Origin of the sequence: Sphingomonas colocasiae (assembly GCF_019880585.1) — a bacterium.
Taxonomy (GTDB): domain Bacteria; phylum Pseudomonadota; class Alphaproteobacteria; order Sphingomonadales; family Sphingomonadaceae; genus Sphingobium_A; species Sphingobium_A colocasiae.
In genome coordinates this window covers 635,339-661,988 of record NZ_JAINVV010000008.1, presented here as the reverse complement: position 1 = coordinate 661,988, position 26,650 = coordinate 635,339, and the positions used below count along the sequence as shown (strand labels likewise).

Below are 26,650 nucleotides of genomic sequence, written 5' to 3'. Positions count from 1 at the left end.
GAGAAAATGAAATATGGCTCTCAAGACCAAACTGACCGAACTTCTCGAGATTGAGCACCCGATCGTGCAGGGCGGCATGCAATGGGTGGGCCGCGCGGAGATGGCCGCGGCGGTTTCCAATGCGGGCGGCCTCGGGCTCGTCACGGCGCTGACCCAGCCGACTCCGGATCACCTCCGCCGCGAGATCGACCGTTGTCGCAGCATGACCGACAAGCCGTTCGGCGTGAACCTGACCATCCTGCCGACCGTCACCCCGCCGCCCTATGAGGAATATCGGCGCGCGATCATCGATTCAGGGATCAAGGTGGTTGAAACCGCCGGATCTCGCCCGCAGGAGCATGTCGCCGCATTCAAGGAGGCGGGCATCATCGTGCTGCATAAATGCACGTCGGTCCGCCATGCCCTGTCCGCGGAACGGATGGGGGTCGATGTCATTTCGATCGACGGGTTCGAATGCGCGGGGCATCCGGGCGAAGATGATGTTCCCGGCCTGATCCTGATCCCGGCGGCGGGCGACCAGCTCAAGGTCCCGATGATCGCCAGCGGCGGCTTCGCGGACGGGCGCGGCCTCGCGGCGGCGCTGGCTCTGGGAGCGGAGGGGATCAACATGGGCACCCGTTTCTGCGCGACGGTGGAGGCACCGATCCATGATGCCGTGAAGCAATTGCTGGTCGATAATGACGAGCGTGCGACCAATCTGATCTTCCGCAAATTTCACAACACGGGTCGTGTCGCCCGCACCTCGGTGTCGGACAAGGTCGTGGAAATCTCGGCACGCGCCGGAGCCGTGTTCGAGGATATTCAGCCTTATGTGTCCGGCGCGAAAGGGCGTGTTGCGCTCGAAACAGGCGATCTGGACGCGGGTCTGGTTTGGGCCGGCCAGTCGCAAGGGCTGATCCGCGACATCCCGACCTGCAAGGAACTGATCGATCGCATCGTCATCGATGCCGAGACGATCATTCGCGACCGGTTGGCGAAGTTCGCTGCCTGACGATGTGGCCGCCGGATGGCCCCGGCGGCCCGTCATTCACCGCCGTGAATAGCCGCCGTCCACGGTGGTCACCGATGCGGTCGTGGCGCTCGACAGATCGGAGAGCAGGAAGGCGATCGCGTTCGCGCACTCTTCCGGCGTAATGAGCCGGCCGATCGGTACATCACCGAGCCACTTTTCCATCATTTCCGGGCGGCGCGCCTTGGCGCGCTGCGTCATCTCGGTATCGATGTGACCCGGCTCGATCGCATTCACGCGAATGCCTTCGGACGCCCATTCGACGCCGAGCAGTGCGGCGAGGTGCGACAGCGCTGCCTTGCCCGCCGAATAGGATACGACGGCGGGCGGCCAGGTCACCTTGGACGCGGCGATCGACGAGACCAGCACGATCGATCCGCCGCGCCCGCGCATGCGCCTGCCGAAGGATTGCGCGCAATAGAATGCGCCGTCCAGCACCACTGCCATCGTCTTGCGCCAGTCCTCCGGCGCCAGATCGAATGCCGCCCCGGGCCATGCGCCCGCAGCATTGGCGACCAAACCTTTGACGGCTCCGATCTCCGACTCGATATGCGCCGCTGCCTGTTCGACTGCCGCCGCATCGGTAACATCGAGTTCGATGAAATGCGCTTCGCCGCGATGGCCGGCGCGGAGTGCCGCGATGGCCGCCTTGCCCTTTTCCTGGCTGCGCCCGGTTAGGACGATTGTTCCACCTGATTCTAGGATCAGGCGGGCTGTCGCCATAGCGATTCCGCCATAGCCTCCGGTGATGACATGTACGCGATTGGATAGACCTTCCATCTGCATTTCTCCCGGTTTCTGGTTGCTTATACAGCGCGCTTTCCGGCACCGGAGAAGCAGCGTTCCAAAGTCATGGATAAAGCAAATGCTTTGATGTATCCAGATGCAAAGCGGCTGATCGGCGGCTGGCGATAATCGGGAGAGAGTGGATGAGCGTCGAGTTGATGGAAAGAAATCTGCCGCGCAGTTTCGAGGCATTCACGCCCGATTGGTTCACCTGGGCCTTGTCGCCCCGCTTCGCTGGCGTGCGCGTTGCCGAATTGACCCGCAGCGGTGAGCGGGTCGGCACGTCCGCGTCGTGCCGGTTCGAGATCAGCTACGCCGACACCGGATCTGGTGAGGAACCGCCGGCCTCGGTCTATGTGAAGGGCGGCTTCACCGAGGCGCAGCTCAAGCGCTACTGGATGGTGCTGCAGCAGGAAGCGCGCTTTTACAACGAGCTTGCGCCGGAAGTGCCGATGAACATTCCGCAGCATTATTTTGCGCAAATCGACGACGCCCAGCAGGGCATCACCATGCTGGAGGATCTCGGCTCACGCGGCGTAACCTTCGGCTATTGGGGGCGCCTGAGCGTCGATCAGGTTGCCGCGTTGATCGAGCAGTTCGCGGCGATGCACGCGCAATGGCTCGGCGATCCGCGCCTGCCCGGCCTGAAGGGCTGGGAGGAGCCCCAGCGCGGCTTTCTCAAATATCTGGTGCGCGACAAGCATTGGGACGAGCTGACCAGCCGTGTCTATGGCCAGCGTCTGGTGGAAGCCGTGCCGAAGCCCGAGCTTATCCGGGTTGCGCTCGATCGGATGTGGGGGCTCAACGATGCCGCGCCGCGCACGTTGGTCCATGGTGACGCTCACGGCGGCAATATGTTCTTCGAGGCGGACGGCAGGCCGGGCACGCTTGATTTCCAGCTCTGCTTCGGCGGCTCGGGCATGCATGACGTGTCTTGGCTGATCGTCAGCGGGCTCAGCACCGAGGATCGCCGCGCTGAGGAGGGGCGGCTGCTCAAGGCCTATCGTCAGGCGATGATCGCCAACGGCGCGGACATGCCCGATTTCGACGCGCTCTGGCTGACCCACCGCCAGCAGATGGCGCATGCCTTCGTATCCGGCGCTTGCGAGCCGATCGAATCCGGTCCGCTCGAGATGATCAATGCCGCGGCCGAGGTGACCATTGCCGCCGCGCGCGATCATGATGTGCTGGACGCGTTGGGGGTGGTGCGCAGGTGATCGATGGGGGAGGCGTTTGCGCCTCCCCGACGCCCTGTCAGGAAGCGGCCGCGTCCTTCTGCCAATATTTATCGCGCAGCAGCCGCTTTTGCAGCTTGCCTGTCGGCAGGCGAGGCAGCTCGGTGACGAAATCCAGAATCTTTGGAGTCTTCACATGGCTCAGATTCTCGCGCGCGTATTCGCGCAGTTCTGCGGCAAGCGCCTCGGACGGCTCGATGCCCTCCGCCGGAATGATCGCCGCGGCGACCTTTTCCCCGAAATCTTCGCAAGGCGCGCTGACCACGGCGGCGTCCGCCACCTTGGGGTGCGCAATCAGCAGATCCTCGATCTCCTGCGGGTAGATGTTCACCCCGCCGGAGATGATCATGTAGCTCTTTCGATCGGTCAGGTAGAGGTAACCGTCCTCGTCCAGCCAGCCGACATCGCCGATCGTGGTCCAGCCATGTCGATTTGTGGCTTGCTCGGTTTTCTCCGGATCATTGTGGTACGAGAATTTCGGTCCGTCCGCGAAGAAGATCGCACCTTCCTTGCGAGCGGGCAGGACATTGTCGTCATCGTCCACGATCTTGACCTCGCCCCACATCGACCTGCCGACCGATCCTGGCCGGTCGAGCCATTCCTGAGGGCCGATCGCGGTGAAGCCATTGGCTTCGGTGCCCGCATAATATTCGTGGATGATCGGGCCCCACCAGTCGAGCATGGCCTGTTTGATCGGCACAGGGCACGGCGCGGCGGCGTGAAATACTGTTTTGAGCGAGGACAGGTCGTAGCGCGTGCGTACCTCTTCCGGCAGCTTCAGCATTCTCACGAAATGCGTCGGCACCCATTGCGCGTGGGTGACGCGATGTTGCTCGATCAACTGGAGCGCGCGCTCGGGGTCATATTTGTCCATCACCACCACGGTGCCGCCAAAGCGATGGACCGTCATGCTCCAGCGCAGCGGCGCGGCGTGATAGAGCGGCGCGGGGGAGAGATAGATTGTATCTCCGTCCATGCCGTAGAGCCGCTGGCCGAGATCGGTGAGGCCGGTGCCCTGGTTGAGCGGGCCGGGCGTGCGGTTCGGCTTCACGCCCTTGGGGCGTCCGGTCGTGCCGGAAGAATAGAGCATCTCCGCTCCGTTGGCTTCATCCGGGATCGGGGTGGCAGGCATATCTGCCACCGCCGCTTCGAACGAATCGAAGTCTTCGGCAATGCCGCCGATCAACAGCATCGGCAGTTCGGGGCGCAGGTCGCGGATCGCGCGCGCGAGCGGCGCCAGTCCGGCCGACACGACCAGCAGCCGGGTGCCGCTGTCTTCCAGGATATAATCGGCCTCGCCGGCGGACAGCTTGGTCGAGATGCAGACATAATAGAGGCCTGCGCGCTGCGCCGCCCAGGCGATGTCGAAATAGGCCGCGCTGTTCTCCATTAACAGGCCGATGCATGCGCCGTCGCCGATGCCGCGTGCGCGAAAGAGCTGCGCGGCCTGATTTGAGCGCGCGTCGAGTTGCGCGAAGGTCACGGTTTCGCCGGTCGAGGCCATAATCGTCGCGGTTTTATCCGGGCTGGACGCGGCGTGACATGATGGGTGAAGCTGCATGTGGGCCCTCTCGCAATGCCGCGATTGCCTGTCCCGCAGCAGCGGGGTTCTCGATCGGCGGCCATCATTTGGTCCTACCTTTCTTAAACGACTACGCGTTGTCAATATTGAACGCGCCATATCCTATGCGAAAAATAGAACATGTGCTTGATGTCGCGAGGCTGCCTCTTGCTGCGCCGCAGCGTCCGCCGCCCGTTGCGAACATGTTCCCTAAAGCTATGGAAATGCAGCGCATCAGCCAAGAATACTGAGCATATGTAAGATTTTTCAAGCGTGCAGATCGACGGAGATCCGCGGGCTGAAAGTGGCATCCGAGCAACAGGTCTTCACAATCGCCTCGCCTCCATGGGCTAGGTTCAATCCCTGTTGCATCATCAAAACAAGTATTTTAGACGATCGTTGTGTCCGGCGAGTCAAAGACCGGAATGAATGCGTTTGATGAACGGATCATGTCGGGTTCGTGCCGCCGGCGTCCATCGCCCGTCACGACAAGGACCGCTGACCGCGGAAGGGAGGGTGGACTGAATGAAGAAATGCCTGTCACTGGCGAGCGTCGTCGCGATTGCCGCGTCGGCCTATGCCGCGCCGGCCATGGCCCAGAGCGATGGCGTTGAGGAGGCGCAGGGCGCCAACGAGATCGTCATCACGGCCCGCAAGCGCGCAGAGTCCCTTCAGGACGTGCCGATGTCGGTCGCGGTGATCAGCGGCGATCGTCTGGTCGAGCAGAATATCGGCCAGATCGAGAACCTTCAGTCCGTCACTGCGGGCCTGATCGTTCGCAAGACGCCGAACAACCTCGTCAATCTCACGCTGCGCGGCTTGGGAACGGGCACCGCTATCGATGCATTCGAGCAATCAGTGGCCACGTTCGTCGATGGCACCTATGCTGGCCGTGGGCCCGAATTCAACGCCGCGCTGTTCGATTTTCAGCGGGTTGAGATCATTCGCGGCGCGCAAGCTTCGCTGCTCTCGAAGAATACTAGCCTCGGCGCAATCAGCCTCGTCACGCAAAAGCCGGGCCGGGACTTCGGGTTCAACGTCACCGGAACCTGGGATCTCGAACTCGGCTCCAGGTCGCTCGAAGCTGGCGTGGATTTGCCGCTGAGCGATATCGTCCAGGTCCGCGTGGCGGGCAAGTACGACGATCAGCATGGCTATGTGTACAACAGCTATTTCGACAAGGACGTGCCGCGCACGAAGAACGCCGCCGGCCGCATCACGCTGGCCGCTCAGCCTTCCGATGGACTCGATCTCACGCTGATGTACCAGTATTTCCAGGTTCGCCAGAAGGGCATGCCCTGGGAAATCTACAGCGATCCCAGTGGCAACCTCGCCGCGCTATCGGCCTTCGCCGGCTATCCCACGCTCGAGATCGGCGCGAACTACCGCCAGTCGGAAGGATCGGCGCAAGGCCAGTCCTATGACCGCACCAGCGGCAATCGCATCGTCGGCACGATCAATTACGAAATCGGCGGCGGTCACACGATCACGTCGGTCACCGGCTATTCGGACTTTGATTCGGAGCGTTGGCGCGACACCGATCTGCTGCCCGGCGACTATCTGAACGGCACCTACCTCCAGTCGAACAAGCAGTTCCAGCAGGAGATCCGACTGTCATCGCCCGCTGAAGGCCAGTTCCTCGATTATGTGGTCGGTGCATCCTATTTCCACGAGAAATGGTTCTTCTCCGATCGCGTCGTGTCCCAATGCATTGGCTGTCCGGCCGCTCTGACCACCGGTACGGGCCGGTTCACGCTGCGCGGCTCATGGGTATCGCAGGATCATCAGACGACGCGCGATCTCGCGACCTTCGCTCAGGTGAACCTGAACTTCTCCGACACGCTCACCTTGAGCGGCGGCGCGCGCTACACCAACAGCCGCCGGCGGGCGACGTTGCAGCGCGAGACGCTGGTTCCCGGTGCGGCGACCACCGTGATCTATCAGGCGTTCGCGCCGGTGACGCTGCGGCGCAAGGAGAACAATGTCGACGGTTCGGTCGCGCTCAATTGGAAGCCGTCGAGCCGCCTGATGCTCTATGGCTCCTATTCGAAGGGCACCAAGGCCGGCGGCTTCAACAATTCCGCCACCAACCCCTCGACCGTCGCGGGCGCCATGCAGACCGAATATGGCAATGAAACCGCGCACACGGTGGAAATCGGCGAGAAGCTGACGCTGCCCGGCGGCGGCTTCTTCAACGTCGCTGTGTTCCAGACCAACATCAAGGGTTTCCAGCAGGCGACGTTCAACGGTTCGTTCTTCAACATCACGGGTGAGGATCTGCGCGCGCGCGGTGTCGAGGCGGAGGCGGCGCTGCCTCTCGGTTCGAACCTGCGGCTTCAGGGCCAGCTGACCTATGCCGACACCGTTCGCAAGGCGACCGGTCTGAACCCGCCGGGCGCACCGAAGTGGAGCGGCAACGTCAGCCTGAACCTCGAGGATCAGGAAATCAGCAACGGCCTCGCGCTGAACGGCAATGTCGGCGTCGAATTCCGCAGCCACATCTTCCTGACGAACGAGGAGAACACGATTGGTTTCCCCGGCCGTCCGAACAACGTTGTACCGGATTCGCCGGGCTATGGGCTGATCAATGCCCGTCTCGGCCTCAAGGCCGATGCCGGCTGGGAGGTCGCCTTGGTCGGTCGCAACCTGAACAACAAGAAGGTATTCGAATATTCGGTGCCTATCTCGTTCGTGGGCAACGGCTCATACGTGATGCTGAACCGCCCGCGCACGGTGGCGCTGCAGTTGACCTTCCGGCGCTGACGCCCTGAAGCGAAGCGCATAAAAAAAGAGGGGCGGCCCGCAGAGGTCGCCCCTTTTTTAGTCACCGGCGATGCGCGGTTACAAGGTGCGCGAGATCACTTCCTTCATGATCTCGGACGAGCCGCCGTAGATGCGCTGGACCCGCGCGTCGCGCCAGAGCCGCGCGATGAGATACTCGTTCATATAGCCGGCTCCACCGTGCAGTTGGAGCGCGGCATCCACCACTTCCCATTGCAGTTCGGTGTGGAAGAGCTTGCCCGCCGCCGCTTCCTCGGGAGAATATTCTCCGCGGACGTGTCGGTCGATCGCCCAGTCGAGATGCGCCCAGCCCGCCTGCAGCTTCGCCTTCAATCCTGCCAGCACGAAGCGGGTGTTCTGGAATTCGAACACCGCCTGACCGAAGGCGCGGCGTTCCCTGGTGAAGCGCACGGCCTCGTCGAAGGCGCGCTGCGCCACCGCCTGCGCCCCGACCGCGATGGTCAGCCGTTCCTGCGGCAGATCCTGCATCATGTAGTAGAACGCCCGGTTCTCCTCACCCAGCAGCCGATCGGCGGGAACGCGAACATCGTTGAAGAACAGCTCCGACGTATCGGCCATGTTCTGGCCGATCTTGTCGAGATTGCGGCCCCGGCTGAACCCGGCGTCACTGGCATGCACCAGGATCAGCGAGATTCCGCGCGATCCCTCGCCGCCGGTCCGGCAGGCGACCAGCACGATGTCGGCGAGCTGGCCGTTGGTGATATAGGTCTTGGCGCCATTGATCACATAATGGTCGCCATCGCGCTTTGCGTCGGTCCTCAGGTTCTTGAGGTCGGAACCGCCGTTCGGCTCGGTCATCGCGATCGCGGAAATCAGCTCGCCCGAAACCATGCGGGGCAGATATTCGCGCTTCTGCTCTTCCGAGCCATAGTTGAGGATGTAGGGTGCCGTGATATCCGATTGCAGGCCGAACGACACCACCGCGCCCGTATAGCACAATTCCTCGGTTACGATCGCGTTGTAGCGGAAGTCCAGGCCCAGTCCGCCATAGGGTTCGGTGATCGTTGGGCACAGCAGACCGGCCTCGCCGGCGCTTCGCCACACCTCGCGGGAGACCACACCATCATCCTCCCACTGGTCGAGATTCGGGGTGACTTCGCGCTCCATGAAGCGGCGTACGGCTTCACGAAAAAGACCATGGTCCTCGTCGGGACCGGCGCGATCGAGCATATTGTCCTCCTTGGTTTGAAACAGTCGTTTGGGCCGCGCGGCCGCGTCAGATCGGCACGCCTGCGGCCGCGCGGCCGGCGCACATGCCGAATGTCGCCGACGATGAGAGCGAGGAGGCGCTGTAATAGCCCGCGCCGTGGAACCCCCCGACCACTTCGCCTGCCGCGAACAGGCCGGGAATCGGCTCGCCGAGCCAGTCGATCACCTGCATGCCGCCATCGGTGGTGATGCCGCCATAGGTGGAGGTGAGGGCATTGGCGGTGGCGGCGATGTAATAGGGCGGCGTGTCGATCGCGATCAGATCCTTCACGCGCCCGAATTCGCCGTCGGTGCCATTGACGACATCGGCATTGTAGCGGGCGATCGTCGCCTGCAACGCATCGGCGTCGAGTCCCATCCGCGCCGCCAGCTCGGGGATGGTGTCTGCCTTGCGGAGATAGTCGCCATGCAACGCCTCGGCATAATTGTTCACCGAGGAATCCGCGAGCGAGAGGCGGATTAGCTTCTCGTCGAAGATCTGGAAGCCGATGCCGCCGGGCTGTTTCATGCCTGCGGGGCTGAGTGTCTTGTAACTCTGGTCCTCGTTGATGAATCGCTGGCCGTTGCGGTTCACAATGATGCCGCCGGCCTGGAACGCGAAGATGAGCGGCGGGACTTCGTCCGCGCCCTGCACGCCGTGTGGATAGTTGCGGATCGCCCCGCCGAACGATCCGGTGACATGGCCGATATCGGCCAGGCCCGCGCCCAGCATCGTCGCCATCATCAGGCCGTCGCCCGTATTGGCGACGCCGCCATGCTTGACCGCATCGAGCAGTTCCGGCGCGAACACGCGGAGCATCTCGCGCGATCGGGAAAAGCCACCGGTCGCGAGCACGATCCCGCGCGTGGCGGTGATGGTCAGTTCCTGATCGCCGTAGAATACCGTCGCGCGATCCACCGGGCCGTCGGGGGCGGAGCGATGCAGCCGCATCGCCGAGGTTTTCGAGAAGAACTGGATGCACGGGTGCGCGCGCGCCGCGACGTGCAGGTTGGTTACCGCACGCCCGGTGCCGGTGGTATGGATGCGCGGTACTGCAGCGTAGATCTCGAACTTGACGCCGTGAGCCTTGAGAAACGCATAGGCTTCGAGCTGGTTTTCGAGGAATCGGTCGATCAGGGCCGGACTGTTCTGGCCTTGGCCGCTTTCGAACAGGTCGCGCCGGAATGCTTCCAGGCTGTCATCCTGCCCCGCCGAGATCGTCAGATCGGTGCCCGAAAAGGCGAACCCGCCCCCGGCCATCGCCGAACTGCCGCCCGGCTGCCCGCTCTTTTCGAGCAGCAGAACCTGCGCGCCGGCCTCGGCTGCTGCCAGCGCAGCGCAATGGCCGGCGATCCCGGCACCCAGCACCAGTACCTCCACCGTTTCGGGCAGCGTTCCGGATTCGCGTAACATGGGCCTCTCCCTGGCAAATGGATGCCGCGTCTCCTTGGGCGGCGTGGCGGTTCAGCGGCGAAAGCCCGGCCCATGGCCGGTCGCCATGCGCGCGAGCGCCTGCGCGTCGGCCGGGGGCGCATCGCCGCGCCATGCGACGTGCAGATCCGGCCGCAGCAGGAACGCGGGGGCGTTGAACACTCCGATCAGGTGCGGTTCGTCCAGCCGGACGATTTCGAACGGCGCACCGATCGCGGCGAATGCGGTTTCCAGTCCGGACGCGTCGAAATCTCCACGCAGGTCGAGCAGGGTGAAGTCATTGCCGATCAGATCGTGCAGCGGCCGCCCGTCCTTCAGCCACATATGAGGGATGCGGATGCCGGGACGCGCGTGCGGGACGATGCGACTGATCTCCCAATGCGCCTGATTGCCCGGTTCGTGCGCCACCAGCGGTGAGCCGGCATAGGTGTAGCAGGTTTCCGCCCCGACCATGCCATGCATGCGGCCATGATCGCGCTTGAACGCTTCGGCCAGCCGTGAGCGGGCGGCGTCACCGTCCGGGCCATCCAGATCGATCTCGGGCGTCAGGTGGGGCAGCCACAGCGCTGAGCCGTCGGCAGCCCAGCCGGACGCCTCGATATTGCGTTGCGCCACCGGACGGCGCTCGATTTCGTAGCTTTCAATCAGCCCTTCGCCGCCCCAGCCCTGGATCATGCCGGCGAGCTTCCACGACAGGTCGAACGCGTCGCCCACGCCGGTGTTCATGCCGAGGCCGCCGGTGGGGATGACGAGATGCACCGCGTCGCCCGCCATGAGCACGCGGCCTTCACGATAGCGCTCCGCCAGCAGCAGGTGTGGCCGCCAAGAGGTGATGTGGCGGATGGTGAGGTCGCAGTCGAAGCCGATCTTCTTGCGCAGTACCGGCTCGAAATCGGTGTCGGCGGGCAGCATGGTGTGGAAGGTGAATTCCTTACGGTCGCCCTGCGCCACGAAGCCGCCGCCGCTGGTCAGGCTGTAATGCCGGCCCTTGCCCGCCTTCATTCGTTCGTAGAGGTCCTCTGACCAGAAGATCACCTGGCGCATCTCGAACAGCGCCGGTCGTCCCTCCAGCTTGACGTCCAGCCTCTTGCGGACGGTACTGCTTCCGCCGTCCGTGCCGACCAGATAGCGGCAGCGATAGCGCTGTTGCGTGCCGTCCGCGGTGAGCGCGGTGACTGTCACACCGTCCGCATCCTGCTCGAGATCGACCAGTTCCAGGCCATAGCGAACGCTGGTGTTGGGCGTCTCGTGTTCGGCGACCTGCCGCAGCAGCGGCTCGATATGGTTCTGCGACACGAGCTGATAGGGTTCGAGCGGCAGCGAGCCGTCGGTGCATTCCGCGATCTTCCGCCGCCGTTCCGCGACGGAGGGAAATGGGATGACCGCGATCGGTGCCTCGTTCATCGTCCGCGTCAGGATGACGTCCATCGGATTGTCCGCCGGGTAGCCCAGCGCACGAATGCGGTCGGCTAGGCCGAGACGGCGGTACAGTTCCATGGTCCGTGCGTTGGAGCGGTCCATCTTCGGCCACGGCGCGGTGGTGATGTCGCGCTCCATGATCATGGTGCGAACGCCCCGGCGGCCGAGATCGATGGTCATGCTCAGTCCGACCGGACCGGCGCCCGCCACGATCACGTCAAATTCGCCGTCAAAACCCATCCGCTCCTCGCTCATTCGTCTTGTTGATACAATTGTTCTAGTCTGTGGCCGCGTCGCAGTCACTGCCAAACGGCTGAAACCGGGTTTGAGAAAATTGGAAGGCCGGGCTTGGCGGCAAGGACAGGGTGACGGTTTCGCATTGACGGATCATTGGGTCGAGCATGGCTTCGCAGCTTGATGCTTCGTCCATCAGCCAGCGGCGGAACAGCGTCAGGGCGGTGTCGCCGAGCCTGTTACGCCGAGAGACGAGATAATGGGGCAGGTCAATCCGCATCACCCGAGCGAACGGCAAAATCAGACGACCGTTCTGGAGATCGTCGGCGATCATGAACAAGTTGCCGAGTGCCACTCCGGCCCGGCCGCGCGCGGCCTGGTAGGTCAGGCTCAGCGATTCGAATTCCAGCACGCGCTGCCGCGTGAATGGTGCTGCGCCGAGTGCGTCGAGCATGACCGGCCAGATGGCGCGTTCGCGCGGCGCGGCCAGCAATGTCTGGGCGGTGAGGTCGGCTGCGCTGACGATGCCGTCCGGCGCTGCGGCAAGCGAGGGTGCGCAGACAAGAGCGAAGCGGGTTTCAAAGAGCTGGTCGCGATGGAAACGGTCGTCGGACGGCGGCGTCGCGGTCATCGCCAGGTCGAAATCACCGTTCCAGTCTGCTTCGCCTGTCGCCAGGACCAGGTCCAGCTCGACCTGCGGATGTGTCGCGCGAAATGCGGGCAGGCGGGGGGCGAGCCATTCGGTGGCGAAACTGCTGTAGAAGCGCAGCTTCAGCGGTCCATGCCGCTCGCCCCGCGCCAGGGTCTGGCTGGCGGCGTCGATCGAATCGAACGCGCTGCCGATGGCGCTGAAATAGTCGGAGCCCGCTGCGGTCAGTCGTGTGCCCGCGGGATGGCGCTCCAGCAGCGCGCGGCCGAAATGCGCCTCCAGCAGCGCGACGTGACGGCTCACCGCACCCACCGTCACGCCCAGTTCGGTCGCGGCGGCGGAGAGGCTGCCACGCCGGCCCGCCGCCTCGAATGCGCGTAAGGCGTTCAGCGAAGGCAGGCGATAGCGCATGGGGCCCGCCTATGCAGCGACACCGGCGGTCCGTGCGGCCTCGATCTCGTCTGGCGAATAGCCGAGTTCGGCCAGAACGGCGTCGGTATGCTCGCCCAACGTCGGCGAACGGGCCGCGACATGCGCGGGCGTCTTTTCGAAGCGCGCCGGATAGTTGGCGAAGAGCACGCGGCCATAGGTGTCGTCGCGATATTCGACGATGCTCTGGTTGTGCTGCACCTGCGGGTCGGCCAGGAAATCCTCGATCCTGTTGACCGGGCCGATCGGCACGCCCTCGCGCCCCACCCCTTCCATGATCTTCGCGGTGGGGAGCGTCTGGGTGGTCTTTTCCAGTTCGCGCCACATCGCCTCGATATTGGAAAGCCGGTTCCACGCACCCTGGAACCTTGGATCGTCGATCAGTTCCTCGCGGCCCAACAGTCGGCAGATGCGCGCGAATTGCTCGTCGGTCTGGATATGGCCCATGATCATGCCGTCGGCGGTGCGGATTGGCAGGGTGGTGTTGATCGCCGGAATCTTGTCGTCACCGTCGAGCCACATGTGATTGTAGAGATTGTCGATCAGCGAGAAGGATGAAAAGCCGTCGAGCAGCGACACGGTGACCCGCTGGCCCTCGCCGCCGCTGCGTTCACGATGCAGCAGAGCCGCGACGATCGCGCTCGCCATGGCAGAGGCGCTGTACTTGTCCACCATCATCGTGCGGAATGGGGCGGGGGCGACCCAGCCGCCCTGCAGATACATCGCGCCGCTCATCGCCTGAATCACCTGGTCGAACGCAGGACGATCGGCATAGGGGCCGTCCGGCCCGAACCCGCTGACCGATGCGTAGATCAGTCCCGGATTATCTTCGCGCAGCGATTCGTAGGACAGGCCGAGCCGGTCCAGCACACCCGGCCGGGCGTTTTCGAGCAGAACATCGGCCTGCAACGCCAGATCGCGTGCGATCTTCTGTCCTGCCGGATCCTTCAGGTTGAGCTGGATGCTCCGCTTATGGCGGTTCATCGCCATGAAGCCCGCGGCCATGTCCTTGTGACGTGGGCGTAGATGCCGCATCGGATCCCCGCCCAGCGCTTCGATCTTGGTCACTTCGGCGCCCAGATCGGCCAGCATCTGCCCTGCCATCGGCCCGGCCACCATCGTGGTGATCTCCAGCACCTTAAGGCCGCTGCATGGGCCGGGGCGTTTCGCTTCGTCGGTCATCCTCATTCCTTCCAGTAGTCGCCGTGATCGGCTCTCGTGATGGCTCATATGGTCAAGTATTAATCTCTCGAAATAACGAGGATTTTCCTGGGTAAAACGTGTTTTACATTATAAGTAGTCGGGAGATAATTCTACGACATTGCAAATTTATATTTTCAGATGAATTCTGAATTTGTAATTTTAGGGGGGGCTAATCATCTTGTGCTAAGGTGGAATTTGTTGTCCGCGCATCCACCCGAACCGGGTTTGACAATGGTAAGACAATAAGGGATGGTCGCCCCGACCGGTAGAAAGAAGTGTGCGCGATGGAGCGGGACTCCCGCGTCGATACACCAGCCGGCGACCAGCCCGTGGGACTGCACCGGAGAGGGTGATGATCGAAGAAGGCGCGCTGTTGTGGAGCCCGTCGCCGGGATTCGCCGCGAACTCCAACCTCACCCGCTACATGCAGTGGCTGGAAGCGCGGGGCCGCCCCTTCCAAAGCTATGATGCGCTTTGGCGCTGGTCCGTGCAGCATGCTGACGATTTCTGGGCATCGCTCTGGGGTTATTTCGAAATCGAATCGGATGGAAATTGGGATCGCGTCCGCTCCGCCGAACCGATGCCGGCCACCCGCTGGTTCGAAGGGGCCAGGGTGAACCTTGCCGAACATATCCTGCGCAACGAAGTGCGCTGCGATCCCGGCGCGACCGCGATCCAACATCTGTCTGAAGTCCGCCCGCTCGAGACGCTGAGCTGGACAGAGTTGGGCGATCAGGTGCGCCGCACTGCCACTGCGCTGCGCGCGATGGGCATCGGGCCGGGTGACCGTGTGGCGGCGTGCCTGCCGAATATCGTCGAAGCGGCGGTTGCGCTGCTGGCGAGTGCGGCAATCGGCGCCGTCTGGACCTCGGTCGCGCCCGAATTCGGTGTCCGTGCGGCGATCGACCGCTTGGGGCAGGTCGCGCCGAAGCTGATCTTCGTCACCGATGGCTATCGCTACATGGGCAGCGACCATGACTGCATGGCCGCCACTGAGGCCTTGCTGGGCGCGATCGGCACGATCGAACATGTCGTGCTGGTGCCCAATCTCGATCCATGCGCGATGCCCGCCGTCGATTCGCGCTTCGTCCTTTGGGACGATATCCAGCGAACGGTGGCACCCGCGCGCGGCGCGTTCCGCTATGCGCGTGTCGACTCGGGGCATCCACTCTGGGTGTTGTTCACGTCGGGTACCACGGGGATGCCCAAGCCGATCGTGCATGGCCAGCTCGGCCTCACGCTCGAGCTTTTCCGCGCGCAATCTCTCAGCACCAATATCGGTCCGGGCTCCACGCTGTTCAATTATGCCAGCACCGCCTGGGTGGTCTGGAACATGCTTGTCGGCAGCCTCATCACGGGCTCGGCGATCGTGCTGTACGATGGGCATCCGCTGGCTCAGGGGCCTGGCACCATGTGGGACATTGCGGAGCAAACGGGAACGACCGATATTGGGTTCAGCCCCAATCTCGTTTGCAGGATGATGCAGGCCGGCATCGTACCGGGTGAAACCCACGACCTGTCGGCGCTTCAGCATGCGATCTTGGTCGGCTCGCCCGCCTCGCCCGATATCTATGGCTGGCTGAACGACGCGGTGAAACCCGATCTGTGGATCACGTCCCAGGCGGGGAGTACAGAGATGTGCGTCGGATTTGCGGGAGGGGTGCCGATCCTCCCTGTGCGTGCCGGCGAAATTCAGGCGCGCCTGCTGGGCATGGCGCTCGACTGCTGGTCCAGTGACGGCGAGTCGCTGATCGATGAGGCAGGGGAACTGGTGATGACCGCACCCTGTCCGATGATGCCGCTGGCGCTGTGGGGCGATGCCGAAGGGGAGCGCTACCGCGAGAGCTATTTCGCCGATTTCTCGGGGATCTGGCGACAGGGCGACCGCTGCCGGATCACCGCCAATGGCGGACTGGTCATCCTCGGCCGCTCCGATGCGACGCTCAACCGCGGCGGGGTTCGCATCGGCACCGCAGAACTCTACCGCACCGTCTGCGACATGGCCGAGGTGGAAGACGCGATCGCCGTGGAGGCGATGGCGGACGGGGCTTCGCAGATGATCCTGTTCGTCAGGCCGGCCGAAGGGTGCTGCGCCGACGCCGCCTTCCGCGCGCGCATCAACGACCGGCTGCGTATCGAGAACAGTCCCCGTCACGTACCCGATCAGATCGTCGCCGTGCCCGCCATCCCCTATACCGCGACCGGCAAGCGCATGGAGGTACCGGTGCGGCGATTGCTGGAAGGCGCGGATCCCGCCCAGGTCGGTGACCGTAACGCCATGGCGGATCCGGCAGCGTTCGACTGGTTCGCCACGTTCGCGCGGGATTTCAGGAATGCCGGGTTGCGCGCGCGCCGGGCGATGGTCGCCTGACGCTCGCGCCGCCGCGCGGCGGGGCGGACGCCCGCGCCCGCCCATCGTTCAGTTGAGCTCGCGCTTGTAGCCGAGCATCTCGCGCGCCACGAGCACGCGCTGGATCTCTCCCGCGCCTTCGTAAATGTCCGCGATGCGCACGTCGCGGAACCACTTTTCCGCCAGATAATGTTCCGAGAGCGCCTCAGGGCCCAATATGTCCAGGCAGGTCTGGGTGATGGTGCGCGCCGCCTTGCCCGCGATCGCCTTGGAGATCGAGGCTTCAGTGCGATAGTCATAGGACGGCGTACCGACCTGCGTCTGCTTCCACTTGGCGTACATGGTAACGCCCCAGGCCGCCTCCCACAGCGCCTCCATCCGGATCAGCCGGTCCTCGGCTGCGCTGCGTCCAGCTGCGCCTTTGGCGTAATCGATGCTGATGCCTCTCGCCTCCAGCCGTTCGCGCGTGAAATCCAGCATTGATCGGCAGGTGCCGAGTGCGACCGCAGCGACGAGCGGGCGGTTGTGATTGAATTTGCTGAACGTCTTCGCGAAATCGGCCGAGAGTTTCGCGATTTCCGGCACGCGAACGTCCTGCATGGAGAAGCCGGCCAGGTCGTGCTGGCGCATGCCCATCTTGCGGATCGACGGCACTTTGCCCACGCCCTCCTGGCCGCGCAGCACCACGAAAGTGTGGAAGGGGCGATTGCCCTTCTCGTCCGGTTCGCCACGCACCAGCGTGACGGCGCCGTCATATATGTTGAAGAAGGAAATAAAGGTCTTTTCGCCGTTCAGCACATAGTCGCCGGTTTCCGCGTCGTACCGCGAATTGCTGCGGATCATCGACGGATCCGATCCTGCGCCGGGCTCGGTCAACCCGATGGCGAGCTTCAAATGGCCGTATTTCGCCTTCTGCTCGTCGGTACCGAATTCCTCCAGCACCAGTGAGCCGAAGGCGTGATCGCGATCGCGCAAGTCGGCGTCGGCGGCGCTCGAGATCATCATCAGCGCCTCGGCGATCACCTCGCTGCTGGTGCCCTCATGATCGTTCGCCAGTGCCTCGAACGGATCCTGCAGTCCGGCCACGTCGGGGTGGGGCAACGCGAAGGGCAAGGCGCCATCGATCGAATGGACGTCGGCAGCGCGGGCATGTTTGAGCGCGATCTTGTTCTCGCGCTCGGCAAGCGCGACGAGTTCCTCGTCGCGGCGGGTAAGGCTGAAATCGACCATGGAGGTACTCCCGGAATGATGGCTGGTTCAGACGCCGGCGACGGATTCGAGCATCGAGAGGGAGCGAGCATTGCGATACCACATCTCCATCGGGTGCTCCTCGACGAAGCCATGGCCGCCCATCGACTGGAGGCCGTTATCGGCGATCTGCATCACGCGCTCGCCGGCATAGGTATAGGCGAGCTGGGCGAGGCGGGTGGCGTCTAGGCCCGTCTCCAAAGCCCATGCCGCCTTCCACGTCATCCAGCGGATCGCATCGGTCTCCATGCGCATGTCGGCGATGTCGAACGCGATCTTCTGCTTCTGCGCGAGCGGAGAGCCATGAACGACGCGCTCCTTGGTGTAAGGGATGATATGCTCCATCACGGCACGGGACAGGCCGAGCATGGCGGCCGCCAGGCCGACGCGAGCGCCGTCGATAATCCGCTGAACGTCCGCGCCATTGCCTTCGCCCAGTCGTGCATCGGTGGGCAGGACAACACCGTCGAAGTTCACCTCGCCCAGGCCTAGACCGCGCAGGCCCAGCGCCTGACGCGCCTCGATCGTGACGCCGGTGGCGGAGGCATCCACGATGAACGCGTCGCTTGCGCCGTCTAGGTCCGCGATCACCAGGAAGTGCGTGCTCTGCGCGGCCAGCGGGACCATGGTCTTGCGGCCGCTGAGCGTGAAGCCGTCTTCCGAGCGGAGCACGCGGGTCGCCGGGCGGGTGACGTCTCCGACAAAGTCCGGCTCCATGGCGGCGATCGTGCCGGCTGCGAAGCGGTCGCCCTCGAGCGATGCCAGGAATACCGCGCGCTGTGCCTCCGAGCCCTGATCGGTAACCGCCTGGACGAACCCGCTCGCCGCGCCCACCGCCAGCGCGACGCTGGCGTCCCCCGCCGCGAGTTCCTCCAGCACCAGCACGTTGCTGACTGGCGAACGGCTCTCGCGATCCGCCTGCGCCTGCACGATTCCCGCCTGCCAGATGGTATCGAGCACGGCCGTGCCGATCGCGCCATCCAGATCGTGACGCCGCGCCTCCGGCGACAGCGCGTCGCGTGAGATTTCGCGCATCGTCGAGCGGATGATTTCCTGCTCCTCGGTGAGTTCGAAACTGATCATGCGAAATCCCTCCTCCGCGCTCGTCCGGCGCGGGCCGGTCGATATAATTTAGTCATTTGTTTTATATCGGTAGCTTTGGCCATCGCACTTGTCCAGATGCAAAGATCGGCGCGCACCGATCCTGGCAGCATTGCGGGGACATTGCGGCCGAGGTGTCGGGAATGGCTGGTTTCGGTGCAGGTTTTCGGTGTGGCGTCTCGCGAATCATCCGACTCGACCTATGGGGGAGACGGTGCTCGTCGCGACCACATGGTTGGAAATAGGTTGATTGTCTTATACACGTGCATCGATTCTCCTACGCACAGGCGCGGAACGCCGTCGAATCTGCGGCGTGGCAAAATTTGAACGCTTGTTCTTGCATGCTGAGTCAAATGGTCTTACATTTAGACAATCGCATTAGAGGCGTGATCGAGGGAGTGAGATGGGCGGTCCGTTGAAAGGTGTCAGGGTCGTGGAGCTCGCGGGCATCGGCCCGGGGCCGTTCGCCGCCATGATGCTGGCCGATCATGGCGCCGAAGTCATTCGCATCGATCGTCCCGGCCAGGCGACCGACCCGGCGGACCCGTTGCTCCGCTCGCGCCAGACGATGACGCTCGATCTCAAGTCGGCCGAAGGCATCGCCGCGCTCAGGCAACTCGTGCGCGATGCGGATGCGCTGATCGAGGGCTTCCGGCCCGGCACGCTCGAGCGGCTCGGTATCGGGCCGGACGTGTTGCTGGCGGCGAACCCGCGGTTGGTGATCGGGCGGATGACCGGTTGGGGTCAGGACGGACCCTATGCGCCCTATGCGGGGCATGACATCAATTACATCTCGCTGAGCGGGGTGCTGCACGCTGTGGGCACGGCGGAGCGGCCTGTTCCGCCGCTCGCGCTGACCGGCGATTTCGGCGGAGGGGGCATGTTGCTGGCCTTCAGCATCGCATCCGCATTGCTTCATGCCCGCGCGACCGGCGAGGGGCAGGTGATCGATTGCGCGATGGCTGAGGGGTCGGCGCTGCTGATGACCCCTTTCTATGGCGGCGTTGCGCGCGGCACGTGGCGGGACGAGCGTGCCGCCAACATCATCGACGGCGGCGCGCCCTTTTACGGCGTTTATCGCACCGCGGACGGCAAGTTCGTTTCGATCGGTTCGATCGAGCCCCAATTCTATGCATTGCTGCTGGAGCGGCTGGACTTGGCGGACGACCCCCTGTTCGCGGAGCAGATGAACGAAGCGAACTGGACGGCGATGCGGGGGCGCCTGGAAGCGCTGTTCGGCACGCGCACCCGTGACGAATGGTGTGCGCTGATGGAGCATAGCGATATTTGCTTCGCGCCGGTGCTGGGCATGGGCGAAGCGCCGGCTCATCTGCAGATGCGTGGACGTGGCGCGTTCGTGGAGGTTGGCGGCATCGTCCAGCCAGCGCCCGCGCCGCGCTATTCCGTGACGCCGACCGCGCTTCCGCGCGCGCCGGTGCCGGCATCGGTTGATGGGCTGGCGCGCCTGCATCTCGAAATGGAAGGATGACCGGGACGGCATGGCCGGAACGGAATTTGTGGAACGGAATCGAATGGCGAAGGTGAATTTCGTTGGGCCCGGCGGGGGCAGTCAGTCGATCGAGATCGATGATGGCATATCCGTGATGGAGGGCGCGGTGATGGGCGGGATCGATGGAATCGATGCCGATTGCGGGGGGCAATTGTCGTGCGCCACCTGCCATGTCCACGTCGATTCCGCCTGGTTGTCACGTCTTGCGCCGGTCGGCGGCGACGAGGACGACCTACTGGATTACGCAGTCGGCCGGGACGAGCGTTCGCGCCTGTCCTGTCAGATCATCATGACCCCGGAACTGGATGGCTTGGTGCTGCACGTTCCGGAGACGCAGCATTGAACGATAAGAAGTCGGAGACGGAGTCCATGGCAACAGCATTCGCGCCGCGCCGCAAGGAGGGACGGTGGATCATCGACGATCGCGCCGGCGGCATCTTCAAGGTCAACCGTGACGCGTTCACCAGCCAGGAGGTGTTCGAGCAGGAGCGCTCCAGGATTTTCGACAGATGTTGGCTGTTTGTGGGCCACGGGTCCGAATTGAAGAAGCCCAACGACTATGTGACGCGCAACGTCGGCGGGCGCGAGGTGATTTTCAACCGCGACCGCAAGGGCGAGTTCCACGTCTTCCTGAACACCTGCCCGCATCGCGGCGCGATGGTGGCGCGCGAGAAGTGCGGCAGCGCGCTGGCGTTTAAATGCTTCTATCACGGCTGGTCGTTCAACAATAACGGCAAGTTCGGGACGCGGAATCCCGCAGGCGTCTATCCCGATGATTTCGGCAAGGACGGCAGTGTCGATCTCGCGCGCGTTCCCCGGCTCGAATCCTATCGCGACTTCTACTTCATCAATTACGATCGCGATGCGCCGCCACTGGAAACCTATCTGGCCGGCGCGGCCGAGATCCTGGATCTGGTTGCCGATCATTCGCCCAACGGGATGGAGATCGTAGGCGGTGTGCAGGAATACAGCATCCGCGCGAACTGGAAGCTGCTCGTGGAGAACAGCTATGACGGCTATCACGCCGCTGAGACGCACGAGACCTATTTCGGATACCTGATGAAGACGATCGGCGATTTCGACATCAGCCAGATCCAGGCGGATTCGATGATTTCCTACGGCTTCGATCTCGGCAATGGCCATGCAATGATCGAGGGCAAGGCGCCGTGGGGGCGGCCGATTGGCCGCACCATTCCGGTGTGGGGCGAGGAAGGCAAGGAGGCGATCGCGAAGGTCGTCGCCGAGCTGGAGGAGCGGGTCGGGCCGGAGCGCGCGGCGCGCATCGCGGACCGCGACCGCAATCTCGGCATTTTCCCGAATTTCGTCATGAACGACATCATGGCGATCACCGTGCGCACCTTCTTCCCGACCGCGCCGGACCAGATGAACGTCAATTCCTTCGCGCTCGCGCCGATCGGCGAGAGCGCCGAGGACCGCAAGCGGCGGCTTGACAATTTTCTCGAGTTTCTGGGGCCGGGCGGGTTTGCCACCCCGGATGACGTGGAAGCACTGGAATCGGCGCAGCGCGGTTATGCCGCGTCGAAATTCGCGCCGTGGAACGACATCTCGCGCGGTATGCTGAAGGAGGTGCCGCGTGGCGACGATGAATCGCAGATGCGCGCCTTCTGGCGCGAATGGACCCGCCGGATGGAGGAGGAATGATGGCGACCGCAAGCACAATTTGCGCGGCCGCGCAGCAGCTCCTGTCCCGCGCCGAGTGCGAGGATCTCCTCTATCATGAAGCCGCGTTGCTCGACGACTGGCAACTGGATGAGTGGTTCGCGCTGTTCGCGCCGGGCGCGACCTATGACGTGCCCCAAGCGGGCGCGGCTGATGATATCAGCTCGGCCGAAGCCCTATTCTACATCGCCGACGATTATGACCGGCTGCGCTATCGGGTGGAGCGGCTGAAGAGCCCGATGGCGCACTCCGAATGGCCGCGGTCGGATACCGCACGGATCATTGGCAATGTGCGCGTGCTGGGTGTGAATGAAGCGGGCGTGCAGGTGCGCTGTACCTATGTCTGCTACCGGTCCAAGAACAACGTGACCGACACGTTTATCGGCCATTGCCTTTACACGCTGATCGGTGAGCCGGGGGCGATCCGCATCGCATCCAAACGGGTGATGCTGGACGTGAACAGCCTGCGTCCACAAGGCAGGGTGAGCATCATCCTCTGAATGCGGCAGAGGGGGCGGAACAGCCTCCGCCGCGACCCGCGACGCCAGCACGATTGGAGAGATGTGCGTGACGCCCTTCATCGATGTCCATAGCCATGTAACGCCGCTGGCCTTTCCCGATGCGCCCAGTGCGGAATCGCGCTCCCGCTGGCCGTGCATGCGGTGCGAGGCGGGCGTCCATACGGTGATGATGGGTGACACGCCGTTCCGCAAGCTCGACACGCGATCTTGGGAGACCGGCCGGCGGATCGAAGACATGGATCGCGATGGCGTGGACATGCAGGTGCTCTCGCCGATGCCCGAACTGCTGTCCTACTGGCTGCCGCGCGACGATGCAGCGGTGATGTGCGACTGGACCAATCACCAGATCGCCGAGATGATCGCAGCTGCGCCGCGCCGGTTCCGTGGCCTGGGCGCGGTGCCATTGCAGGATCCGGCCGCCGCGGCGAAGGCGCTGCGGCGGGTGAAGTCCGAATTCGGCCTGTCCGGGGTGGAGATCGGCAGCAACATCAATGGGCAGATGCTGGGCGATCCTGCCTTCGATCCCTTCTGGGAAGCCGCCGCGGCGGAGGGGATGGCGGTGTTCGTCCACGCGCTGCATCCGATCGCAGCGAAGCCGCTGCCGCCCAATCCGCTGTTCACCGCCTTCGCACTGTTTCCGGTCGATGTGGCGATGGCCGCCGCGTCGCTGTTGCTGGCGGGCGTGCCGGATCGGTTTCCGGGGCTGCGCATCGGCTTCAGCCATGGCGGCGGCGCGCTCGCCTCGCTCCTGGGGCGGCTCGATACTGGATGGGATCATACGGACGGCTATGGCGGCAAGCTCGTCCGGCGGCCGAGCGAAGCTGCGCGCGGCCTGTTCTACGACAGCAACATTTACGCGCCCGAACAGCTCCGGCATCTGTGCACCAGCGTCGCGCCTGGCCAGGTCTTCGCCGGAACCGACTATCCCTACGACATCATGCAGACGGCGCCGGCAGCCTTTGTCCGTGATCTCGGCCTGGACGCCGATGCGCACGCCAGCCTGAGCGTGGGCGCAGCGAGTGCGTTCATGGGCGAGGATCTGATCGAGGCGTCGGCGCGGTGAGCGGCGTGGGGCTCGATCTTGACCGACTCGCCGAATGGATGGACGGTGAAGGGCTGGCACGCGGGCCGATCGAAGCGGTAACACCGCTCACCGGAGGCACCCAGAATCAGGTGCTTCGCTTCAGCAAGGGCGGCTGCGACTTCGTCCTGCGCTGCCCTCCTCCTACGCCCCGGCCTGAAAGCAATGCAACCATGCGGCGCGAGGCGCGCGTGCTGGCGGCGCTGGCGGAAACCGATGTGCCGCATCCGCGTCTGATCGCCGCCTGTAGCGATGAAAGCGTGCTTGGCGTCGCCTGTTACCTGATGGATCCGATCGACGGGTTCAATCCGGTCAACGGTCTGCCGCCGCTGCACGCCGCTGATCCGGCCGTGCGTCGTGCGATGGGGCTGGCCTTTGTCGATGGCGCGGCGGCGCTGTCGCGCGTCGACCATCTGGCCGTTGGTCTTGGCGATTTCGGCAAGCCGGAGAATTTCCTCGAGCGGCAGACCGCGCGCTGGCGGTCGCAGTTGGAGGGCTATGCGAAACATGACGGCTGGCCCGGCCCTGGTGAACTGCCCGGCGTCGACACGATCGCGGATTATCTGGAGGCGAACCGGCCAGCCGATTTCCAGCCCGGCATCATTCATGGCGATTATCTGCTGGGCAACGTCATGTTCCGCAATGACGGGCCGGGACTGGCCGCGATCATCGATTGGGAACTGGCGACGATCGGCGATCCGCTGATCGACCTTGGCTGGCTGCTCGCGACCTGGCGGGGTGTGCCGCCCGAAGATCTCCCAGTGCTGGCAGTCGAGCCGTGGGACGGCTTCCCGGTGCCGGAAGAGCTGGTCGCGCGCTATGCGGAGAAGAGCGGACGGGACGTGTCGGCGATCGACTGGTATTTCGTTCTTGCCTGCTACAAGCTGGGCATCATTCTCGAAGGCACCTTCGCGCGTGCCTGTGCCGGCCGAGACCCGATGGATCAGGGCGGCCGGCTTCACCAGACCGCTATCACCCTGTTCCGCCGCGCGCTGCATCGGATCGGCTGATGGCGTGCACAGCATCGATTTATGAACACGAAGGAGACCTGCAATGACCCAGGACGTGATGCCGGAGACGAAATTCGTCGAGTCGAGCAAGGGCCGTGTCGCCTATCAGGAGGCGGGCGAAGGCCCGACCTTGATCCTGATTCATGGTGGCGGACCCGGCGCTTATGGCTATTCCAATTATCGCAAGAACCTGATTCCGCTTGCCGAGCGTGGCAACCATGTCGTCATCATCGATCTGCCGGGATACGGCCAGTCCGATTATCGCTCGACCGAAGCGGGCATGTTCGTGCCTATGGCTGAAGCGACGCTGGAACTGATCGATCACCTTGGCGTCGACAAGGCCAATCTGGTCGGCAATTCGCTCGGCGGCGGCACCTCGTTGCGGCTGGCACTCGATCATCCGGAGCGTGTCGACAAGATGATTCTGATGGGCCCCGGGGGAGGCATTCCCGCCACTTCTACCTTCCCCTCGGAAGGCCTGATCCGCATGCTGACCTTCTATGACGGAGAGGGTCCCACGCTTGAAAAGCTGGACAAGGTGATCGATCTGCTCGTCTACGACCGTTCGTCGATCACACCCGAGCTGGTCGCCGAGCGCCTGAAGACCGCGACTCTTCCGCAGACGATGGCGCATCCGCCGCTTCGCAACCAGGGCTACAATCCCAAGAACGACCTGTGGCGCGAGACGATCGATCGGTTGGAGCACCCCACGCTGCTGATCTGGGGCCAGGAAGACCGCGTCCTGCCGCTCGATATGGCGTTCAACCTGCTAAAGCGCATGCCGAACGCCGATCTGCACGTCTTTTCGAAATGCGGTCACTGGGCTCAGTGGGAGCGGGCCGACGAATTCAACGAGATCGTCGGCAACTTCATCGCCCGTCACTGATCACCGCAGACAAGGGGGCGGGCGGGCGTCGCATGCGGCACCCGCCCGTGAATAGGAGACGAAGATGAAACTCGCCGGAAAGGTGGCGATCGTCACGGGTACGAGCCCGAATATCGGCGGCGGCATGGTAGAGGGCCTGGCGGCGGAAGGCGCGGCGATCGTCGCGGTCGACGCGGTCGAGGCAAACGCGGTCGATTGCGCCGCGGCGGTGCGCGCGGCTGGCGGCAAGGCGATCGGCATCACCTGCGACGTGACCGACGAGGTGCAGGTGAAGGCCGCCATCCGGCGCGCGGTCGCGGAACTCGGCGCCGTCGATATCCTCGTCAACAACGCCGCCATCTTCAACAAGAAGGGCGTGCTCGAAATGTCCTGGGAGGAATGGCAGCGGCAGAGCGGGATTATCCTGGGCGGCGCGTTCCTGTTCACCAAATACGCCGCGGAAGCGATGATCACGCGCGGCGCGAATGGCGGACCGAGGGGTGGGGTGATCGTCAACATCATCTCCACCGCTGGCCATCAGGGCGAGCCCGGCAACGTCGCCTACAGCACGTCGAAGGGCGGGCTGCTCAACTTCACGAAATCGACTGCGATGGAACTGGTTCGCCACGGCATCCGGGTCGTCAGCCTGACCCCCACGGCAACCGACCCGACCGAGATGTTCGAACGCGCCCGCCGATGGGGACGTGATGTCGAGATGCCGGAGGGGCTGGCCGAGCTGATGGGCAAGTTCGAGAAGCGCATTCCGATGCAGGCGCTGCCCACGCCGAGCGATTACGGGCGCGCGCTGGCGTTCCTTGTGTCCGACGATGCGGCGATGATGACCGGTTCCGATCTGCGGATCGATGCCGGCGCGGTGGCGCGCTACTGGGCGTGGGATCCGGGCGTGGATCAGTGATTAAAGGTATTACCTTTTTTGTTGCGACGTGCGCGGACGCGCAATAGTGAGCAAGGCACAGTAATTTCACTGTGCCGAATCACGATGGGAAGTTCTCGAATGCGATCGATCCTGTTTGCCAGCCTGCTCCTCTCAATTCCCGGCATGGCCATGGCTGAAGACACTGCAACCGCTGCGGCGGTCACGACCGATGCCGCCGTGAAGGCCGCCGATCTCAAGACGCGCATGGTGGTGTGGGACAAGAACGGATCGCGCGTCGGGCCGATCATCAGCGTCGGCGCAAAGGCTGATGGCGCAGTCGATTTCGTGACCGTCATTCAGGGCGAGAAATCGGTGCGCGTGCCCGGCTCGACGCTGTCGCTGGCGGAAGGCAAGCTCGTCACGTCGCTCGCCCGTCGCGAGATCGGCCGCTGATGGCAGA

General features: G+C 63.8%; 22 protein-coding genes. 13 read left to right on the top strand and 9 right to left on the bottom strand.

Features of this window, described 5'->3' with window-relative positions; all coding sequences use genetic code 11:
- The first annotated feature begins 13 nt into the window (after positions 1-13).
- Positions 14-991 (top strand): NAD(P)H-dependent flavin oxidoreductase, encoded by a 978-nt coding sequence (locus tag K7G82_RS18710; protein WP_222991414.1) that lies wholly within the window; start codon positions 14-16, stop codon positions 989-991.
- Positions 992-1,027: 36 nt separating this feature from the next.
- Here K7G82_RS18710 and K7G82_RS18705 read toward each other — a convergent pair whose 3' ends face one another.
- Complete coding sequence (locus K7G82_RS18705) at positions 1,028-1,987, bottom strand: SDR family NAD(P)-dependent oxidoreductase (protein WP_222991413.1); 960 nt, start codon at positions 1,985-1,987, stop codon at positions 1,028-1,030.
- Here K7G82_RS18705 and K7G82_RS18700 point away from each other — a divergent pair.
- The gene (locus K7G82_RS18700) at positions 1,939-3,012 is read left to right on the top strand and encodes a phosphotransferase (protein ID WP_222991412.1); all 1,074 of its coding nucleotides are present in this window, start codon (positions 1,939-1,941) and stop codon (positions 3,010-3,012) included. The two genes, K7G82_RS18705 and K7G82_RS18700, sit on opposite strands and share 49 nt — an antisense overlap.
- A gap of 37 nt (positions 3,013-3,049) precedes the next feature.
- On the opposite strand, the gene K7G82_RS18695 is transcribed toward K7G82_RS18700, so the two are convergent.
- Complete coding sequence (locus tag K7G82_RS18695; protein WP_222991470.1) at positions 3,050-4,591, bottom strand: acyl-CoA synthetase; 1,542 nt, start codon at positions 4,589-4,591, stop codon at positions 3,050-3,052.
- Between the two features lie 525 nt (positions 4,592-5,116).
- On the opposite strand from K7G82_RS18695, the gene K7G82_RS18690 reads away from it, so the two are divergent.
- Positions 5,117-7,354 (top strand): TonB-dependent receptor, encoded by a 2,238-nt coding sequence (locus K7G82_RS18690; RefSeq protein ID WP_222991411.1) that lies wholly within the window; start codon positions 5,117-5,119, stop codon positions 7,352-7,354.
- 78 nt (positions 7,355-7,432) lie between these two features.
- Here K7G82_RS18690 and K7G82_RS18685 read toward each other — a convergent pair whose 3' ends face one another.
- From K7G82_RS18685 to K7G82_RS18665, 5 genes are read right to left on the bottom strand one after another with little or no spacing between them, the layout of a single operon-like run.
- Positions 7,433-8,563, bottom strand: a complete 1,131-nt coding sequence (locus tag K7G82_RS18685; protein WP_222991410.1) for an acyl-CoA dehydrogenase family protein — start codon at positions 8,561-8,563, stop codon at positions 7,433-7,435.
- A 46-nt stretch (positions 8,564-8,609) separates the two neighbouring features.
- Entirely contained in the window at positions 8,610-9,995 is a 1,386-nt protein-coding gene (locus K7G82_RS18680; protein WP_222991409.1) for an FAD-dependent oxidoreductase, read from the bottom strand.
- A gap of 51 nt (positions 9,996-10,046) precedes the next feature.
- Positions 10,047-11,672 carry an FAD-dependent monooxygenase gene (locus K7G82_RS18675; RefSeq protein ID WP_222991408.1) on the bottom strand — a complete coding sequence of 542 codons (1,626 nt, stop codon included), beginning with the start codon at positions 11,670-11,672 and terminating at the stop codon, positions 10,047-10,049.
- A gap of 37 nt (positions 11,673-11,709) precedes the next feature.
- On the bottom strand, positions 11,710-12,726 hold the full coding sequence (locus tag K7G82_RS18670; protein WP_222991407.1) for a LysR substrate-binding domain-containing protein: 1,017 nt from the start codon (positions 12,724-12,726) through the stop codon (positions 11,710-11,712).
- Positions 12,727-12,735: 9 nt separating this feature from the next.
- Positions 12,736-13,926: a CaiB/BaiF CoA transferase family protein gene (locus K7G82_RS18665; RefSeq protein ID WP_222991406.1), complete on the bottom strand. Its 1,191-nt coding sequence runs from the start codon at positions 13,924-13,926 to the stop codon at positions 12,736-12,738.
- A gap of 373 nt (positions 13,927-14,299) precedes the next feature.
- Here K7G82_RS18665 and K7G82_RS18660 point away from each other — a divergent pair, with 373 nt between their 5' ends.
- The gene (locus K7G82_RS18660; protein ID WP_222991405.1) at positions 14,300-16,318 is read left to right on the top strand and encodes an acetoacetate--CoA ligase; all 2,019 of its coding nucleotides are present in this window, start codon (positions 14,300-14,302) and stop codon (positions 16,316-16,318) included.
- Between the two features lie 48 nt (positions 16,319-16,366).
- On the opposite strand, the gene K7G82_RS18655 is transcribed toward K7G82_RS18660, so the two are convergent.
- Both K7G82_RS18655 and K7G82_RS18650 read right to left on the bottom strand, forming a co-directional pair.
- Positions 16,367-17,527: an acyl-CoA dehydrogenase family protein gene (locus tag K7G82_RS18655; RefSeq protein ID WP_222991404.1), complete on the bottom strand. Its 1,161-nt coding sequence runs from the start codon at positions 17,525-17,527 to the stop codon at positions 16,367-16,369.
- 27 nt (positions 17,528-17,554) lie between these two features.
- Entirely contained in the window at positions 17,555-18,628 is a 1,074-nt protein-coding gene (locus K7G82_RS18650) for an acyl-CoA dehydrogenase family protein (protein ID WP_222991403.1), read from the bottom strand.
- 421 nt (positions 18,629-19,049) lie between these two features.
- Here K7G82_RS18650 and K7G82_RS18645 point away from each other — a divergent pair, with 421 nt between their 5' ends.
- The 9 genes from K7G82_RS18645 (at position 19,050) to K7G82_RS18605 (ending at position 26,643) form a co-directional block, all read left to right on the top strand.
- The gene (locus K7G82_RS18645; RefSeq protein ID WP_222991402.1) at positions 19,050-20,135 is read left to right on the top strand and encodes a CaiB/BaiF CoA transferase family protein; all 1,086 of its coding nucleotides are present in this window, start codon (positions 19,050-19,052) and stop codon (positions 20,133-20,135) included.
- Positions 20,098-20,499 (top strand): 2Fe-2S iron-sulfur cluster-binding protein, encoded by a 402-nt coding sequence (locus K7G82_RS18640; protein ID WP_246623662.1) that lies wholly within the window; start codon positions 20,098-20,100, stop codon positions 20,497-20,499. Before K7G82_RS18645 ends, K7G82_RS18640 begins: the two co-directional genes overlap by 38 nt.
- 26 nt (positions 20,500-20,525) lie before the next feature.
- A complete protein-coding gene (locus tag K7G82_RS18635; RefSeq protein ID WP_222991401.1) occupies positions 20,526-21,818 on the top strand; it encodes an aromatic ring-hydroxylating oxygenase subunit alpha in 1,293 nt (430 codons plus the stop codon).
- Entirely contained in the window at positions 21,815-22,336 is a 522-nt protein-coding gene (locus K7G82_RS18630) for an aromatic-ring-hydroxylating dioxygenase subunit beta (RefSeq protein ID WP_222991400.1), read from the top strand. Before K7G82_RS18635 ends, K7G82_RS18630 begins: the two co-directional genes overlap by 4 nt.
- Before the next feature lie 61 nt (positions 22,337-22,397).
- Entirely contained in the window at positions 22,398-23,420 is a 1,023-nt protein-coding gene (locus K7G82_RS18625; RefSeq protein ID WP_222991399.1) for an amidohydrolase family protein, read from the top strand.
- Entirely contained in the window at positions 23,417-24,448 is a 1,032-nt protein-coding gene (locus tag K7G82_RS18620) for a phosphotransferase family protein (protein ID WP_343228607.1), read from the top strand. Before K7G82_RS18625 ends, K7G82_RS18620 begins: the two co-directional genes overlap by 4 nt.
- Positions 24,449-24,491: 43 nt before the next feature.
- Positions 24,492-25,334, top strand: coding sequence for an alpha/beta fold hydrolase (locus tag K7G82_RS18615; RefSeq protein ID WP_222991398.1), 843 nt, complete (start codon positions 24,492-24,494; stop codon positions 25,332-25,334).
- A gap of 64 nt (positions 25,335-25,398) precedes the next feature.
- Positions 25,399-26,229 (top strand): SDR family NAD(P)-dependent oxidoreductase, encoded by an 831-nt coding sequence (locus K7G82_RS18610; RefSeq protein ID WP_222991397.1) that lies wholly within the window; start codon positions 25,399-25,401, stop codon positions 26,227-26,229.
- Positions 26,230-26,328: 99 nt separating this feature from the next.
- Complete coding sequence (locus tag K7G82_RS18605) at positions 26,329-26,643, top strand: hypothetical protein (protein ID WP_222991396.1); 315 nt, start codon at positions 26,329-26,331, stop codon at positions 26,641-26,643.
- Positions 26,644-26,650 lie beyond the last annotated feature (7 nt).